This window comes from Providencia sp. PROV202 (assembly GCF_028479565.1).
Taxonomy (GTDB): domain Bacteria; phylum Pseudomonadota; class Gammaproteobacteria; order Enterobacterales; family Enterobacteriaceae; genus Providencia; species Providencia zhijiangensis.
Genome location: NZ_JAMPNV010000018.1, coordinates 49,982 through 67,583 on the forward strand (window position 1 = coordinate 49,982; position 17,602 = coordinate 67,583).

17 protein-coding genes are annotated in these 17,602 nt (G+C 39.8%); 11 read left to right on the forward strand and 6 right to left on the reverse strand.

Going from position 1 to position 17,602, the window contains the following annotated elements; translation table 11 throughout:
• Positions 1-442 precede the first annotated feature (442 nt).
• Together PR799_RS13570 and cptA are read right to left on the reverse strand one after the other, a co-directional pair.
• Positions 443-898 (reverse strand): hypothetical protein, encoded by a 456-nt coding sequence (locus PR799_RS13570; protein WP_154628259.1) that lies wholly within the window; start codon positions 896-898, stop codon positions 443-445.
• Between the two features lie 223 nt (positions 899-1,121).
• Positions 1,122-2,831: a phosphoethanolamine transferase CptA gene (gene cptA / locus PR799_RS13575; protein WP_272522423.1), complete on the reverse strand. Its 1,710-nt coding sequence runs from the start codon at positions 2,829-2,831 to the stop codon at positions 1,122-1,124.
• Positions 2,832-3,178: 347 nt separating this feature from the next.
• Here cptA and PR799_RS13580 point away from each other — a divergent pair, with 347 nt between their 5' ends.
• The 6 genes from PR799_RS13580 (at position 3,179) to PR799_RS13605 (ending at position 8,177) form a co-directional block, all read left to right on the forward strand.
• Positions 3,179-4,357 carry an ion channel gene (locus PR799_RS13580; RefSeq protein WP_272522424.1) on the forward strand — a complete coding sequence of 393 codons (1,179 nt, stop codon included), beginning with the start codon at positions 3,179-3,181 and terminating at the stop codon, positions 4,355-4,357.
• 33 nt (positions 4,358-4,390) lie between these two features.
• Positions 4,391-5,008 carry a cytochrome c biogenesis heme-transporting ATPase CcmA gene (gene ccmA, locus PR799_RS13585; protein WP_272522425.1) on the forward strand — a complete coding sequence of 206 codons (618 nt, stop codon included), beginning with the start codon at positions 4,391-4,393 and terminating at the stop codon, positions 5,006-5,008.
• Positions 5,008-5,673, forward strand: coding sequence for a heme exporter protein CcmB (gene ccmB / locus PR799_RS13590; RefSeq protein ID WP_272522497.1), 666 nt, complete (start codon positions 5,008-5,010; stop codon positions 5,671-5,673). The genes ccmA and ccmB overlap by 1 nt, the downstream gene beginning before the upstream one ends.
• Before the next feature lie 66 nt (positions 5,674-5,739).
• Positions 5,740-6,108 carry a thioredoxin family protein gene (locus PR799_RS13595; RefSeq protein ID WP_272522426.1) on the forward strand — a complete coding sequence of 123 codons (369 nt, stop codon included), beginning with the start codon at positions 5,740-5,742 and terminating at the stop codon, positions 6,106-6,108.
• On the forward strand, positions 6,096-6,911 hold the full coding sequence (locus tag PR799_RS13600; protein ID WP_272522427.1) for a sulfite exporter TauE/SafE family protein: 816 nt from the start codon (positions 6,096-6,098) through the stop codon (positions 6,909-6,911). Before PR799_RS13595 ends, PR799_RS13600 begins: the two co-directional genes overlap by 13 nt.
• Before the next feature lie 261 nt (positions 6,912-7,172).
• Positions 7,173-8,177, forward strand: coding sequence for a LacI family DNA-binding transcriptional regulator (locus PR799_RS13605; protein WP_154604492.1), 1,005 nt, complete (start codon positions 7,173-7,175; stop codon positions 8,175-8,177).
• 58 nt (positions 8,178-8,235) lie between these two features.
• Here the strand turns inward: PR799_RS13605 and PR799_RS13610 are convergent, their stop codons facing one another.
• The 4 genes from PR799_RS13610 to PR799_RS13625 all read right to left on the reverse strand — a co-directional run bounded on the left by PR799_RS13610 (position 8,236) and on the right by PR799_RS13625 (position 12,997).
• Positions 8,236-9,207, reverse strand: a complete 972-nt coding sequence (locus PR799_RS13610; RefSeq protein WP_036954045.1) for an ABC transporter permease — start codon at positions 9,205-9,207, stop codon at positions 8,236-8,238.
• A gap of 10 nt (positions 9,208-9,217) precedes the next feature.
• Positions 9,218-10,702, reverse strand: a complete 1,485-nt coding sequence (locus tag PR799_RS13615) for a sugar ABC transporter ATP-binding protein (protein WP_272522428.1) — start codon at positions 10,700-10,702, stop codon at positions 9,218-9,220.
• Positions 10,703-10,877: 175 nt separating this feature from the next.
• A complete protein-coding gene (locus PR799_RS13620) occupies positions 10,878-11,738 on the reverse strand; it encodes an ABC transporter substrate-binding protein (protein ID WP_414153954.1) in 861 nt (286 codons plus the stop codon).
• Positions 11,739-11,923: 185 nt separating this feature from the next.
• Positions 11,924-12,997, reverse strand: a complete 1,074-nt coding sequence (locus tag PR799_RS13625; RefSeq protein WP_006657336.1) for an erythritol/L-threitol dehydrogenase — start codon at positions 12,995-12,997, stop codon at positions 11,924-11,926.
• Positions 12,998-13,551: 554 nt separating this feature from the next.
• Between PR799_RS13625 and PR799_RS13630 the strand changes: the two genes are divergently transcribed.
• The 5 genes from PR799_RS13630 (at position 13,552) to PR799_RS13650 (ending at position 17,562) form a co-directional block, all read left to right on the forward strand.
• Positions 13,552-14,112: a LemA family protein gene (locus PR799_RS13630; protein WP_154628253.1), complete on the forward strand. Its 561-nt coding sequence runs from the start codon at positions 13,552-13,554 to the stop codon at positions 14,110-14,112.
• 21 nt (positions 14,113-14,133) lie between these two features.
• Positions 14,134-15,177 (forward strand): hypothetical protein, encoded by a 1,044-nt coding sequence (locus PR799_RS13635; RefSeq protein ID WP_230088657.1) that lies wholly within the window; start codon positions 14,134-14,136, stop codon positions 15,175-15,177.
• 1 nt (position 15,178) lies between these two features.
• Positions 15,179-15,721: a LemA family protein gene (locus PR799_RS13640; RefSeq protein WP_154628252.1), complete on the forward strand. Its 543-nt coding sequence runs from the start codon at positions 15,179-15,181 to the stop codon at positions 15,719-15,721.
• Positions 15,718-16,110 (forward strand): hypothetical protein, encoded by a 393-nt coding sequence (locus tag PR799_RS13645; RefSeq protein WP_272522430.1) that lies wholly within the window; start codon positions 15,718-15,720, stop codon positions 16,108-16,110. Before PR799_RS13640 ends, PR799_RS13645 begins: the two co-directional genes overlap by 4 nt.
• 825 nt (positions 16,111-16,935) lie before the next feature.
• Entirely contained in the window at positions 16,936-17,562 is a 627-nt protein-coding gene (locus PR799_RS13650) for a fimbrial protein (protein ID WP_154628250.1), read from the forward strand.
• The last annotated feature ends 40 nt before the right edge of the window (positions 17,563-17,602 follow it).

Consider the following 17,602-nt stretch of genomic DNA (forward strand, 5'->3'; position numbering starts at 1 on the left):
AATAGGTTATTGCGAAAGGGTTTCCCTGTAGGAAACGAAATAGAAAGAACAATAAAATGGCTAAATTGTGAGCGTTGATAATGATGGTTTATAGCTGAATTATCAACAAAAATTGGTGAATGATGACCCCCTTTGAACCCTGTTATGAACAAAAAACGAAAGGGTATACTGCCATGGTAGGCATCAATGATCAACCTAAGGGGTAAAATGAAAATAAATAAAGGGTGTAAATTTCATGTTATTTATCAATTCATTGTTTATTTATCTTACTGTATTTTGGTGTTATTTATAGGAATTTAACCAAGTGAGCAAAAGAGATGATTATGTTGCTAAAAATAGCCTTAAACCGGGCTAAATAGCAAAATGAATTAATTTCAGTGCGCATAAAAAAGCAGACAAGATCTGTCTGCTTTAGAATGAAAAAAGGGGAAAATACGATGATTTATTTCTTCGCATCATTCTCTGATTTTAACGCCTCAGTTTTGTCTTTAGCGTCAGTGGCGAGTTCGTCAGCTTTGTTAATAGCATCCGTTTTCATGTCTTGTGCTTTTTCTGAAAACTCACTAGACGCTTTGTCATACTGATCTTTGAGTTTATCGGCGGAGTCGGATGCATCTTGTTTCAGCTCATCCGCTTTTTTCTCACCTTGGTCCGCTAATGCTTTGGCTTTGTCTGAGAGTTCAGATGTTTTGTCAGAAACATCATTTTTCACATCTTGCGCGGTGGCTTTTGCGCTATCAGATAACTCAGTGGCTTTTTGCTCAGTCGCGTCTTTTAACTGGGTAGCTTTTTCTTCGACTTGTTGAACCGCGCTGTCTTTTTTTGATGAATCATCACAGCCAGCGACGAGAGTTAAAACGCCTGCAACAACAAGAGAAGAAATGATTTTATGTTTCATTATTAATTCCTTAACAGGTAATGTTAGAAAAATACTAATTAAACGGTAAATTCATTTGGGGCTAAAATACCGACATAGACAAATCAAAATGTAGCATATGAAATGGCGAGAGATCCATGTGGTATCTGTAAAGATGCGTAGGAAACAGCGTATGCGGGAAGGAGCTTGTGTTAGACGGAGATAGTGCGCAAGTGAGTAAACACCCACTTGCGCTGATTTAAGGCTATTTCTTTAAGTCGTCATACAGCATCATGGATGCTTTATTTTCTGGGTCACCAATCCAACGAGGCTGTGGTTGGTACTCATTGTTAATCAGACTTTTTTGTGGCTCAAATCCGGTGTACTTGAGACCCGCCAAATCAGACCATGTATAGATAAAGTCCATATTGCTGTATGGGCGAGCGGTTTTATCTTTCAAGTCAAATTGATGGGTCTGTAACCATTCTGGCGACTGCCATACTAAGAATGGTACGTTGTACATCACTTTGCTTGGCTTGCCTTCGCTACGGCCTAACATTTCATGTGGTGGCGTGTCGTAAACATCTTCACCGTGATCGGAGAAGAAGACTAAGAAGCCATTTTCTTTTGAAGAGTCGAAATCTTTGATCAGCGACGAGACCACATAGTCATTGTAATGCTGAGCATTATCATAGGCATTGTAATCTTTAATTTGGTCGCCTTTTAAGTTGGTCGGCACTGGGCTATTGCTATCGGTGAAGATGGCTTTATCTTCAGGATAACGGAACTCATAGCGCATATGGGTTCCAAGCAGGTGCACCACAATAAATTTCTTCTCAGCAGGATCGGCTAAGGCTTCTTTGAATGGGTCAAGCACCACGTCATCATAAATACGGGAGCTTTGCGCCATATCGTTGTTCAAATAATATTGCTTATCGGTTTGACGAGAGAACGCCGTTAACAGCGTATTTCGCTCAGTCATGGTTTGCTGATTGGTGATCCAGAACGTTTTAAAGCCAGCTTGTCTCATCATATTCATGATAGATGGGCGGGAATTAAACAGATCAGGCTCAGTTTCTGAAGCAAAGGTTAAAATTTGCTGTAACGCTTCGATGGTATAAGGGCGTGGCGTAACCACATCATTAAAGACCGCCAAATTGTTAGGATACTGTTTTTCCAGTTGATCAAGCTCTGGCGTTGTTTGGCGAGAATAACCATACAAGCTCATTCTGTCGCGGCTGGTGGATTCACCAATTACCAACACAAATGTTCTTGGGGTGTTGCCATTGGCATCAACAAAATTTTCTAACGGTGGAATTTTGCTGTTGTCGCGGATTAATTCTTCCATGTTTGCCAGTTGGTTCTTATACAGGAAGTAACCACTTACAAACTGCCATGGTGCGGCATACGCTAATTTACTGTTAACGTAGGAAACTACGTTTTCGAAAGGACGCTGCTGTTTGATGGCTTTATTGTAGTAAGGCACGCCAAATAGCACGATCAGAACGAGCGCGGACACAATCACGCGCCCAGTCACTGGCAACGAAACAGGTTTCAAACGTGTCCATAGGAAAATAGCGCCCAGGGTGTAAGCCAAAATCACCGCAATCACTTTAAAGCTCAGATATTGGCGTAAGAATTCACCCGCTTCGTTGGTGTTGGTTTCGAACATCACAAACATCACGCTTTGGGATAATTGATGCCCATACACCACAAAATAAGCGAGAGCGACAACCGAGGATAGCCATAAAACAATCCCGATTAAGCCTGCCACAAGTTTGATTTTTCGAGGGAAAAATAGCGCGGGAACTAGCCAAAGTGAGCTATAGAGTAAAGAGTCTCTTAACCCGATGGTGTTACTTTGTCCCGTAACAACCACATACAACTGCAGTAAAGATGAGAAATACCAGAAAAATATTAACAGCCAGAACAAGGACATCCAGCTAAACTTTCCTGCTTTTATCGAATTAACCATAAATTTTTAGCTCTTAATTATTAGTTTCGTAAAGTAACAATCAAAACATAGTCGAAAAATCGTTTTTTAGATAGATAGTTATCGAGTAAGTTCAAATTATATTAAGAATGTATTTATTGTAGGTAAGGACTAATTTATTACACTGTTTATCAATGATTTTTAAATCATTTATAAATTTTTCTTTTTGGCGCTCATTTAATGATTAATGCATTCAGAAATGAGGCTTTTCTTCACGCTTTTCATTTATTGCATAAGCAATGGAATTGATATTATTCTTTGTTAATCTATTAGCTAGAAATACTGATGGCATTTAATTGATAGGGGATGCGTAATGCGAGGCATAAACGATGCTAGATAACGCCTTTGTGGCTTTTTTGAAATCCGCTTTAGCCGTGAGAATTCTGCTCTCCATTCTGATTATTGTTGATGGCGGGCTCATCTTGAAGCCCGTCTTAAGCGCCTACACGGACTATATCGATTGGCGCCAAAGTGGATTTACCGAGTGGTTAAAATCCTTAGGGTTTATGAAATTGTTGGATATCCCCCGTTTCTTACTGGGTATCTCGCTTATCTTTCTTTCGCTATTTATGATCAATGGCGCGCGCATTGCCTGGGTTTTTGCACTCTTATTATTGGCAATCATTGCCTTTGTTGACTTAAAAGTGGCGACGGAGCATGTGCGACAAGGTTATTTCTCTTTTGGCTTGTTAGTCGCATTAACGCTCTTTTGGAAACTGTACCCTCGACACAGTATTAGTAGCGCGGGGTTTGTGGCGCTCACCTGTATTATTTCATTATTGCTCTATTCCATTTTCGGTACGCTGTATATCGGCGATGAATTCTTGCCAGTTGTGAAAGATGGCACAACGGCATTTTATTTTGCGCTGGTGTGCATGACGACAGTAGGATTTGGCGATATTGTGCCTGTCACCTTGGATGCCAGAGTCTTTACGGTGACTGTAATTATTTTAGGGATCACTATTTTTACTACCTCCGTGGTGTATGTGGTGGGTGTATTAGCCAAAGGCACCAAAGAGATTGTTCGCAAGAGGTTTTCATATATGAAAAGTCATTATGTGGTGATTGGTAGTACACCGATGGCGGTCAACGTCTATCAAGCACTGAAAAAACGGGAGCTGCCTGTCGCCGTAATTTGCCAAGAAAGCCACCGCAGCCACTATCCCGAAAAAGATAATATCGTGACAGGCGACCCAACGGACTCCGCGTTATTGGCGGAAGCCAATGTGAAACAGGCGAAATGTGTGCTGATCATGACCGATAGCGATTCGTTAAGCACCTTTGCTTTACTCGGTGTAAAAGCGCAATCAGGCAGTAAAAGCGAAGCAAAAACCGTGGTATTGGTTAACCAAGAGTCAAACATGGATAAAATCCGTTTGTTGAACCCGGATATGCTGTTTTCACTCTCATCCCTTGGCTCGGAAGTTTTGATGCAAGTGCTTTGCGGTGAAACAATTTCTAATGACAGTATTAGTGATATGCTGCTGAACAAAATCACAAAAAGCTAGCGACCTCACGGATGTTAAAAGGAACTCACCCCCATGTTAAGTGCGGATAAAATTACCTGCCATCGACAAAATAGAACGCTATTCCGGCAGCTAGATTTTTCGGTTTTGCCGAATCAAATTTTGCAGGTCGAAGGACCTAACGGGGCAGGGAAAACCACACTGTTACGCATGATGGCTGGGTTATTAAAACCAGATGAAGGTGAAATTTTATGGCAGCAGCACTCCATTGAAAAACTTAAAGAAGAGTTTACCCGCCACTTGCTGTATCTGGGGCATAAACCGGCCGTAAAGTCACTGCTAACCCCCTATGAAAACCTGAAATTTTATTACCAAATGTACCATCAAGAACCCGAAGGCGACAAAATCTGGTCTGCGCTCGAAGAGGTCTCCTTGATGGGGTATGAAGATATTCCTGTCGGGCAGCTTTCAGCAGGGCAGCAGCGCCGAGTCAACCTTGCTCGCTTATGGTTAAGCGAGGCGCCACTGTGGATTTTGGATGAGCCATTCACGGCCATTGATGTGGCGGGTGTCAATCGGTTAACTGAGCGTTTTCATCAACATGCAGAACAAGGTGGTATGATTTTATTTACGTCGCACCAAGCGATGACAGGGCACTTCGGGACATTAAAACTGACAGGCGGGTACGAGTGATGTTTTGGCTATTAATAAAAAGAGAGCTCAAAATTGCCTTTCGTAGCTTCTCCGAATTGGTTAATCCACTGTGGTTTTTCTTAATCGTCATCACGCTTTTTCCATTGAGTATAGGCCCTGAACCGCAATTATTGGCACGGATCTCTGTGGGGATTTTCTGGGTGGCTGCCATTTTATCGTCGCTGCTATCATTAGAGCGTTTATTTAAAGATGACTATCTGGATGGCTCGTTAGAGCAATTATTGCTGGCTCCACATCCTCTGTTTATCACTGTGTTAGCCAAAGTGATTTCCCACTGGCTAGTGACGGGGCTGCCGCTGGTACTACTTTCCCCTGTAGCGGCGGTCATGTTATCCATTAATGGTGAGACATTATTGGTGCTGGCGGGCACGTTACTGCTAGGAACGCCTGTATTGAGCTTTATTGGTGCGATTGGTGCGGCGCTCACCGTATCATTAAAAAAAGGGGGCGTACTGGTCAGTTTACTGGTGCTACCGTTGTATATTCCGGTGTTAATTTATGCGACGGGCACGATGGAAGCATACAGTTTTAATATGCCTCTTGGCGGATATTTTGCGATCCTCGGCGCACTATTTGCCGCAAGCATAACCTTTTCTCCGTTGGCAATTGCTGCTGCATTGAAGATCAACGTGAGTAATAGCTAGGGGAGATTTTTTCCAACTGAGCTGATATAGTCGGTGATGTGATGCTCAGCGTAAAAGGAAAAAAAGATGTCCGCCGTTCCCCTTATTAGTAGTGATAATTTTAGCCGGCTGTTATCTGACCCGATGCAGCCGAGCGGGCAATGGGCGTTAATCTATTTTTCAGCATCATGGTGCCAGCCATGTAAGAGCATGCAGCCTATCTACTTACAACTTGCTGATTACTTTTCTGATAATGGCCCGCATTTTGGTGGTCGTATAAATTTTGGAATAGTAGATATTGCCCAATCCCCGACAATAGCTCCTCAGTATGGAATTAAATCCGTGCCTTCTATTGCGCTTTTTCACGATGCTCGTTTGGTGGATTTGATGGCCGGAGAATATCAACTTTCTTCGCTGATTGCGAAAATAGAAAATAAGTTGTTATGTTCACATTAATCTTTGAAGGTTTGGTGATTGGCTGCCTATTAGGATTAACGGGCGCTGGTGGTGGTATTTTAGCGGTTCCTGCATTGATGACATCTCAAGGATGGGGCGTTGCACTCGCCGCGCCAGTGGGGCTATTAGCGATTACATTGGCGGCATTAGTTGGTGTTATTCAGGGGCTTATTCAGCAGAATATTCGTTATAAAGCGGCTATTTGGATTGCGTTAATGAGTATTCCCACCGCTAAATATGGTGTTTATTTAGCTCAAATTATTTCACCCCAATGGCTGACTTTAGCATTTAGCCTCGTGATGCTGGTGGTTGCATATCGTGTTGTTTTTAAAAAAGTAATTGAAGAGGATGATGCCCCGTGCAAAATAAATCAGCAAACGGGAAAATTTATTTGGAATATCAAAACGGCATCTATATTAGGGGGAATTGGATTAGTTGCTGGATTACTGACGGGGCTATTAGGTGTAGGCGGTGGGTTTATTATTGTGCCTGCAATGAAAAAGTTCACTAACTTAAACCTTAAAAGCATTATTGCCACCTCGCTGATGGTGATATTCCTCATTGGCAGCATTAGTATTTCAATTAATATCTTGAATGGTTTTGAATATCCATTAGAGGTGAGTGCAACCTTTATTTTAGCCTGCGTTTTTGGGTTGGTTGCGGGACGTTTTTTGATTGGCTACATCCCTGTTAATATTGTTCAAACTATATTTTCATTATTAGTTATTTTTGTTTCATTATATTTATTATATTTAATTTTTGTTTTTATAAATAATAATGGGATCCCCAGTTTGTTAATATAATAATTTCATTTCCATTACTCATTTATTAGTGGTTTTTCAGTTATTTTACGTTTAAAACAATTTTTTATATTTGGCTTGATTCAAATTGAGAATATTAGGCATAAGATGCTATTGGTTTGATGTATAAGAAAGAAAACTGATTTATCTTCAATGATAAATAGGTATAATGGATTAATCGCAATTCTTATTCAGCAGCGACATCAACAGAACACGCTATACCCTACCAAATACAATAATCATTACAGGTTGACTAGCATAAATATGACTAAACAAGATAGTTCAACAACCATCATTGATATCGCCAAACGTGCGAATGTGACCGATATTACGGTATCTCGAGCTTTTAATCACCCAGAATTGGTAAAAAAAGAGACGCGAGAAAAAATACTCGCTATCGCACAAGAGTTAAATTATGTTCCCAATGTATTTGCACGGAATTTAAAGAATAAAAATAGCCGTATTATTGGGGTCGTTACGGACAGTACCTTTAACCCATTCTATGTGGTATTAATCCAGACGGTGTCGCGCTTAGCGAAAGAGAAAGGGTATCAGGTGATGATCTTTGATACCGATAGCGATGAAAAAGCTGAACAAACCGCCATTGAAACCTTAGTTAGCTATAAGGCCAGTGGCATTTTACTTTCACCTGTTCGTGACGATAAAGCCTATCAACCGAGTTATTTGTCATTGATTGATCAGCATAAAGTCCCATTGGTTTTTGTTGACCGTTCTATTTATGGCAAAGATTACCCTGGGCTATTTCTGAAAAACTTTGAAATCGGGGCATTAACTGGTAAATATCTCAATCAGCAACGCAGCGAAAATACCTTAATTGTCTCAGGGCCTGAGCATTCTGAAATTAGTCTTTCACGCTTAGCAGGTATTTATGATCAATTTACCAACCGTAAAAATATTCATGTCCTGTACAGCAGTTATATTTTTAGTAAGAAAGATGAAGAGTATTTAAGAGAAAAAATAAAAGAGCTCTATACACCCAATATGTACATCGTGGGATTAAACGGAATTATTACCGCGGGGATGTACAAAATTATTTCTGAACTCGGATTATCTTGCCGTTATTTCTCGGTGGACTTACCACCTTATGCTGATACTTATCATTTATCGATTTCAGGCGTTCACCATGACTCAGTTTATTTAGGTAAACGAACAGCGGAATTATTGTTTGCAGAGATAGAAGGTGGCTCTACTAAAGAAACGGGCTCCAAGCAAATTTTCGTCAATGGAAAACTCGTGACGTACGATTAAAAAAATAAGGATTTCATTATGAAATCCTTATTTATTATTTATCATAACAGCGTGAAAATTAACGCTTCATTGAGCTAATTAAGGTTGCACCCCAGATAATTAAGCCTTTTACAATATATTGAACGTACGGCGAAATACCCAATAGGTTCAAGCCATTGTTCAGCACACCTAAAATCATTGCGCCGATCAATGTACCGATGATCATTCCGCGACCACCTGCGATAGATGCACCACCTAAAACCACCGCTGCAATGGCATCAAGTTCAAAACCTACACCAGCATTAGGCTGACCACTCATCACGCGAGAGGTAAAAATCAGTCCGGCAAATGCGGCAGTGAAACCACTGATGACGTACACCAACATTTTGTAGCGCTCAACGCGGATACCACTTAAACGCGCTGCCTCTTCGTTACCGCCAATCGCATAAATATAGCGACCGAATGGAATATGATTAAGTACCACATAAAAAATCAGATACAGACCCAGCATTAACAGGATAGGTACTTGAATTCCCATCAATTCTTCACGTCCCCAAAAAGCAAACTCTTGAGGTAAGCCAGAAATAGGGTAACCACCGGTGTAAATTAGCGCTAAGCCCTTCGCGATGATCATGGCGCCTAAGGTCACGATAATGGGCGGCATTTTACCGTAAGCAGTTAAAATCCCATTAATAAATCCAAATGCGATACCGGATAACAGACCCAGAGCAATGGCGATCGAAGGGTCCATACCATAATATTTCATTAATCCAGCCATCAATGTACCGGATAGTGCCATCACCGCCCCAACGGAAAGGTCAATTCCTCCTGTTAAGATGGCAAATGTCATCCCGATAGCAATGATTGCGTTAATCGAAACTTGGCGGGCAATAGTAGATAAGTTATTTACCGTTAAAAAATGCTCATTAAAAATGGACATGCAAGCAAATAAAATAATTAACCCAACGAGAGGTAAAAATGCCGGTATCTTGGTTAATTTGGCAAAATTAAATTTATTCTTCGCCAGTGGAATTGTACTTTGGTTAGACATAGTCATGATCCTATATAATATTGCCGGCCGCATGTAACATAATTTGGGTTGAGTTGATCTCGTCCCCACTTAATTCAGCAGCAACTTCACCATCTCGAAATACCAAAACCCGATCGCTCACGCCAATAACTTCAGGTAGCTCGGAGGAGATCATAATAATTGAGATCCCTTTTTCGGTAAGTGAACGCATTAATTGATAGATTTCTGATTTTGCTCCGACGTCGATACCCCGTGTTGGTTCATCGAAAATAAGAATTTTGGCTTGTTTATTTAGCCAACGTGCAATCACCACTTTTTGTTGGTTTCCACCGCTAAGTGTTGAAACCGCTGTATCTGCTTCTGGTGTTTTAACTTTGACTTGGGAAATTAAATCAAGAGATAACAAATGTTCTTTCTTATTTTGAATTAAGAACAGTTTTTGAGCGTGATTATTTAGCCAAATATTCTCTTTAACTGAGAATGGCAAAACCAAACCTTGAGTTTTACGGCTTTCAGGTAAAAGTCCAATGCCTAGCTGGAGCGCTTGTGCCGCAGACTTCACTTTGACATCTTTCCCCTCTAGAACCACTTTCTTCTTGTAGGCTTTATCCGCGCCTATCATGGCGAGAATATTTTCAGTACGACCTGAGCCGACTAAGCCTGCAAGGCCGAGGATCTCACCTTTTTTCAATTGAATGCGGTTGGTTGGGCCAGAAGCAAACCGTTGAATTTGAGCATCGAGAATGACCTCTTGCCCATCAAAATGACGTTTTGGCGGGTAAATATTTTCGACTTCACGACCCACCATCATTTCGATGATCACATCAAGGTCTGTATCATCTACCTTGCGGGAGCCAATATATTGACCATCTCGCAATACGCTAATGGTGTCGCAAATTTCATAAATCTCTTCCAAGTGGTGAGAGATAAAGAACATGCCGACGCCTTTTGCTTTTAGGTCACGCATCACATCAAATAGGTGATTGGCTTCTTTGGGTGTTAATGTTGCCGTTGGCTCATCTAATACCAATATTTTGGCATCCAGAGAAAGCGCTTTGGCAATTTCCACAAATTGTTGTTCAGCAATACTTAAATGGCTAATGGGTTCATCAATATCAATATTAACGCCCAAATCAGATAGGATTATCTGCGCTTTTTCACGCATCAGCTTTCTATCTAATAAGCCAAATTTATTTTTAATTTCCCGGTTTAAAAAGATATTTTCAAAAGCATTTAAATAAGGGATTAACGAAAACTCTTGGAAAATAATACCGACGCCTGCTTTAATGGCATCACGATAATTATGGAAGGTGTGTTCTTCGCCTTCGATAAGTATTTTCCCGCTATCTGGTTTATGAATTCCACACAGCACTTTCATTAGCGTTGATTTACCCGCACCATTTTCACCCAGCAGTGCGTGTACCTCTCCTTTTTCTAAAGAGAGATTAATATTATCTAGCGCCTTAACCCCAGGGAAAGTTTTACTGACATCTTTTAATGCTAACAATTGCATCATGTTGCTTCCCTTAATTTCTTTACCGCTTAAAAATGGGTAACAAAGCGAGTTGGAAAGTGAAATGCTTTCCAATAAACAGAGTGTCATTCATTTTTATTAAGAGTATTGCGCCAGGGATATAATCCACAGACGCAATACCGAGTTCGACTTACTTATTTATTTTATTAATTGCTGATTACCAATGGAAATCTTTAGCATTGGTTTTGTCGATTAACTTAACATCCAGAGGAACTTCTTTAGGTACGTTCGCTCCCCAGTGTTTTGCTAAGCCCATGGCTAAACCAATACGTACTTGGTCACGTGGGAATTGTGCAGAGGTAGCGATAAACGGTGAATTACCTTTGGCAATTTCAGCGACGGCTTCAGGAGAACCATCAACACTCACCAGTTTCACATCACGGCCCGCAGATTCGATGGCCGCTAATGCACCTAAAGAACCCACATCGTTCACACTGAAGATACCATTCAAGCCAGGGTTAGCTTGCAGCATGTTTTCAGTGACGTTCATCGCAGTATCACGCTCTTGTTTACCGTTTAATTTGGTCACAATTTTGATATTTGGATACTCTTTCATAGCAGCTTCAAAACCACGAACACGCTCAAGGATTGGCACGACAGGGATACCATCAAGGATAGCAACTTCACCTTTACCACCTAATGATTCACCTAAACGTTTACCCGCCATTAGGCCCGCTTCGTAGTTTTTAGAACCCACGAATGAATCGATTGGACCGTTAGCTTGTGCATCGATAGCAATTACCACGACACCGGCTTTTTTCGCCGCTAATACCGCCGTTTCTGCACCTACGCTATCCGCTGGGTTAATCAGCAGGATATCGATTTTCTTCTGCAGCATATCTTCGATGTCGCTCGTTTGTTTTGAGACATCGTGAGCCGCATCAGCGATATAAAGCTGAGCGCCCATTTCACCTGTTGCGCTTTCTAAAGCCTCTTTCATGGTCACGAAATATTCGTTATTCAGTTCTTGAAACGACATTCCGACAGAAACAGGTTTTGCTGTCGCATTAAAAGCCATGCCCAGTGTTAAAACGCTTGCTGCAACAGCTAACTTTTTAAATTTACTCAACATAAGATGTTCTCCTAAAGAGTCTTTAGTGTTATAGGGTACTGCTAATATTTATGATTATTAATGACTTACTTTAATTATGCTGATACTGCATTTCACAATACTGAATTTCACTATATTGCACTACAACAGCATTATGGCTTGATAACGACTTTGATAGAGTCTGCTGATTTCGCCATAACAAACGCCTCTTCCCAATCATCGATTGAGTAGAAGTGGGTAACGATATCGTCAGCACATACCAGCCCTCGGCTGAACAGGTCGATAGCAACCTCATAGCTGTACGGACCTAAGTGTGCGCCTCGGATATCTAACTCTTTGCGGTCACCGATAATGGACCAGTCAACCGTCGTTTCTTTACCGAAAACGCTGAACTCGACGAAGCGACCCAGTTTACGGATCATTTCTAACCCTTGAGTCACACCGATAGGCGCGCCAGTGGCTTCGATATACACATCGCAACCATAACCTTCGGTCATCTCCTTAACCAGTTTGATAGCATCTTCTTTCAGTGGGTTGATAACAACATCCGCACCAAATTTCTTCGCTAATTCAAGGCGTTCATCGATAGCATCGATAACGACTAATTTTTTCGGCGTTTTCAGTTTTGCAACTTGGATCATGCACAGACCTAATGGACCCGCACCGGCGATGACAACCACGTCATTTAAATCAATATCACCACGGCGAACGGTATGGATAGCACAAGCCATTGGCTCGATTAATGCCGCGTCTTTATCCGATAATTCATCTGGAATTTTATGAATAATTGCACGCTCAGAGAAACGCATATATTCAGCCATTCCGCCATCTGCGACTTCTTTTTGAAAGCCATAAATGTCATGGGTTTCACACATCCAATATTTGCCTGACTTGCAGAAACGGCATTCCCAGCAAGGGACAATTTGTTCCGCTAAGATACGGTCGCCAATTTTCAATTTATATTTTTCAGCGGACCCTTCGCCCAGTTCCGCAACGCGACCGTAAAATTCGTGACCGGGTACGACAGGGGCTTTGATCCATGGGTTTTCACCCCAGAACATTTGAGCGCCATCATTGGCTTTACAGTCACCTGCACAGATACCGCATCCATCAACTTTGATGACCACTTCACGGAACCCTGGTGTTGGTCTTTTAATTGCTTCAAAGCGGTAATCATGGGGGCCATGACATACAACAGCTTTCATTTTTTCAGGTAGGGTACTCATATTCTAATAACCTCATTCTGGATGTTGGCTATAATGTTGACGTCAACATTAAACGTCGCTTTTGTAACTAAACCGTTCTCTTTGTAAAGCTTGACGGCTAAAAATAATAATAGTGTGAGAAAAGTGATGCTCTATTGTTATAAATAAATTGTTTAGTTTTTAATATGACGACGTCGTCATTTTTGAGAGATGCTAAATAAAAAAGTGATAATTGTGATTCAAATCCTATTTTTTATTTAAGAACTCTTTTGTTTATGAGGTTTGTTTGCCAGATAAAATGCAAACTATAGTGGATGCGATGATTTTCGAAAGAGTATAATTAGTTTCGTTATTTTCAGAAGTGAAGAATCTTTGAAAAAACATTTCAGCTAACACTTTAAGGTGAAATTTGAATTAGTTTGCGTCATTAATGTGATCGCGATCGATTTGCTGTAGCGTATAAATCTCTATTAATCTTTTTCTTTGCTATTTTTCCGATTGAATAAAATGTGTTATATCGATAACTTAAATTAAATATCTCTGCATTAATGATTTTTTAATTAAAAGGCATAAAAATGGCAACGACAATGATTGTTCTTCTGGTTTTACTGCTTATTTTAGCGGGATGGGGAATTTCTATTTATAACCGCTTGGTGAGTACTCGGAATCAAGTTAGCAATCAATTTGCCAATATTGATGTGATTTTAAAACAGCGTGCGGACCAGATTCCCCAATTAGTCACCATAGTTGAAAAAGCCATGGATCATGAAAAAGCGCTATTTACCTCATTGAGTGATGCTCGCCAAAATTATTTCAGCGCTAAAAATGTGAATGAAAAAATTGCGGCATCGAATGAAATGGATAAGGCATTAAAAAGCCTCGTGGCGGTTGCTGAAAACTACCCAACGCTAATATCGGGTGAACAGTTTACCCAATTACAAATCGCACTAAGTGAAGTGGAAGATAAAATCGCTCAGCGCCGCGAAGGCTTTAATGACGCAACAACGGAATACAATACGGCGATCCAAATGTTCCCAGACAGTATTTTTGCCAGTATTTTTGGTTTTACTGCGTTGCCTTTATTGGAAATCTCTGAGGCGGAGAAAAAATATGATGGTGTTCAATTCAAATCATAATTACCGTTAAAGGTATCATCTGTGAATATCTACTACTTTCTAGGTGCTGCATTAGGCGGCATTCTTTTTTATTTAGACAGAAAATATTCCAAAAAGCGTAAATTTAATTGGGGCATTATTCCTTTTACTGCGGTGCTATTTGGGGCGTGGGAAACTATTTCGCCGAGACCTGGTGAATATGAACGCTACTTTTTCTACGCCGTGGCTGTAGGGATGGCTTTTGCAGCTAGCCGTCTTGTCGTTGGAATAACGGAAAGTGCCTATGACCGCTATCAACGTTTACAAAAAGAAGGCTCCTCAAAATTTACCGCATTATTAAAAACCCTTGTTAGCACTGCATTAGCTGGGTGTTTAACGATGGGATTTTTCATCGATATTCGCCTCTTTTTTGTGGCTTTCGTCTTATTGTTTGTTTTGAGTATTATTCAAAATACCCCCGAAAAACGCTTTCTAAAGTTTCAAAAGAACCTCGCGACGTCAAAAATTCGCTCAATTGCGATGGGGCTTGTGGAAGTGGAAGGGAAAATAACGTCAGGAAAGGAAGTTAAAAGTAAGTTGGGTAATCGCAGTTGTTATGGCGCTTTCTATTATGAATACTCCATCTCTACGGATAAAGAGGGTAAAAAAAGTTATACCCTCAGAGACAGCAGCGCTCAGCTACATAATTTCACCATAACGGATGATACAGGCTCAGTGAATGTGATTTGTGACCCAGATTATTTTGTTCATACGGGATTATCCCCCCATATGGATTATGAAAGTGGCAATCGTCGTTATAAAGAGTATTTACTTGAAAGTGGGAAGAGTTATTTATTGATTGGTTCGGCGGACAGTGAGAATGGCAAAGTGGTGATTACCCGCAAAGCGCCACACATGTTATTAGGCGTTTCGCCATCAGATTATGTGACTCGCTGGAATAAATCCGCGCCAATGCGTCGGAATATTGGGGTGACTGCAATGGTTGCAGCTATTCTGATTGCGTTGATATTAATGACGCCAGTGAGTTATCAAGATGGATATTTAACGCTTCATTTTAACCAAATTTCGTTATCTGACAGTGAATGATATGAATCAGATTATCTTTTGGATCTTTATCGCCGTGATAGGCACCATTTTGGTTCGCTATATTGTGGGGATCTACAACAATATTATTTTCTTGAAAAATAACTGCGAAAAAGCGTTTGCCAATATTGATGTGCTTCTAAAGAAACAAGCAGATTTGATGCCTCAATTAACGGTTGTTGCAGAAGGGGCAATGAACCATGAAAAGCGTTTAATTAGCGAATTACTGCAAAGCCGTCAGCACTATTTATCCACGGAACAGCTCGATGTTAAAGTGGATTCCGCAAACCAATTTCGCTCACATTTAAAGCCGATTTTTTTACTGGCAGAAAAATACCCTAAGCTGATTAGCCAGCAGGCGTTATTAGCATTACAAACATCAGCGAAAGGGCTTGAAGACCAAATTGCGGATCGCCGAGAATTTTTTAATCAAACGGTCACGTTATACAACACCAATATTCGTCTTTTCCCGAATCTCATTTTTACGCTCTTATTTCGTTTTAAAGATATTCCCTTGCTGTATGTTCAACAGGAGTCTGCATCATGATCACCATTCCTTTTTCATGGTTTGGTTTCACCGATTGGTTGGTGAATAAAGGGGAGCCGGGGTTGATCGTGATGTTTGCCACATTTGGCATGATCCCCACCTGTATTGTTTTCACGTTGGTGATGAGAGTGGTTGGGATGAAGAAATTCATCGCTCCTGTGGTATTGGGCATGATGAGCTCGATGTTTATCAGCATGATGGTGCTTATTCCACTGTTATTAATCTTCCGTTTCGATAATATTCCAAAAGCGATGTTAGTTTGGATGGTGGTTATGGGAAGCTGTATTGTCTTTTTCCTAACGAATATGGATTACATTGAGATGTGGTCATCAAGCCGAGAAGAAAAAAAGAAAAATAGTATGACGGCGAGAAAGAAACGAAAAAAATAAAAGGCGGTTTTTTACTGTTGTTTACATTATATTTGACTGTTTTATAGCGTAAGTCAAAAAATAAATTATTAAGCTGTAAAATAATGGCTCTATAATCCACCAAATAAAAATGGGTGATTAGGATAAAATACAATAGGTAAGTTGTGGTTATCATATTAAGATAATCGTAATATGATATTTAAAAAGGATGGCTAGATAAAGTCACTATTATTACTCCTCATCAGTGTAACAACTTGGTTATGATTTTGGTGTAACTTCACAGTTTTGTATGGTTTCGTTAGTTTACTGTGTATAAGTGTGAATGGTTCATTTAGCTGCCTGTCAGTATCTTATTGATTTATAGATAAATAAAGTTAATCTTGTCTTTTTTCGTCAATTATTGATCTTTTATTTTTACTCTGCATATGTGTTAAATTGTAATTCTTCGCTGTTCGGAACAAATAAAAAGTATATTTGATATAAAACACTGTATTTGTATTCTTTTTATGATGATTTTAGGTTTAAATATATTCAATAGATAATCTTAAAACGAGTAATTGAGTTTACTTGTTTGTTTTCTATGATGAAACATACTGAAATACTTTGTAATAAGGCAAAATTAAATAACTTGCTTTATTTAGCCTAATTCAAATCTTAAAAATATATGCTTATAATGGCTCCATCGAGTTAATAAGGCTGATGAGGTTTATTAGCTTTAAATCGATTTTGAAAATAAATAAAACCAAATAAATATCTAAAATATTCTTGTTTGAATTTTAATTTAAAATTCCAATAGGAGGGGTTTTATTCGTTTAAATATTATTTTTATTTTATAGGATTTATTTCATGTTTAAGAGAACCGTAATTGCATTATCTTTAATTTCTGTTTCAAGCGCGACATTAGCAGCGGCACCCGTGGCTAATTTAAAAGTATCAGGTTCAATTACACCACCAACTTGTACTATTAAAGGTCAGAATGAAGTTGACTTAGAATATGTATTTGATGTGTCACCTGGCATGTTCCCTGTTTCTGGTAATTTAGGACTTGATGCAAAAACAAATAGCATTGAAGTGATTTGTGATGCAGCAACTTATTTAACTTTCTCCTCTACTGATAACCGTGCGAGTTCTGTATTAACCGCGAGTGCATATAACTTTGGTTTAGGTCTATTTGATACCGATAAAAAAGTTGGTTTCTATACAATCAATATGAAGAATGCAACAGTTAAAGCAGATTCTTCAAGTGCTGCTCAAACTGTCGGTATTTCGAATGGAGCAACATATGCCACAACAATGTTTATTGATAAAACGAAAAAAATGGCGTGGGCAACAGCAGCAAGCACATTAAAAGCAGGGCAAATTTTTACAGCAGACTTTGATGTAAAACCAACGCTGAGTTCTGAATTGAAAACAAGCTCGGGTGATGCACAATTAGATGGTCATGCAACATTAGCCTTTGCTTTCTCTCTCTAATTTTTTTGATTGAAATGAATAGATATAAATTTATATCTAT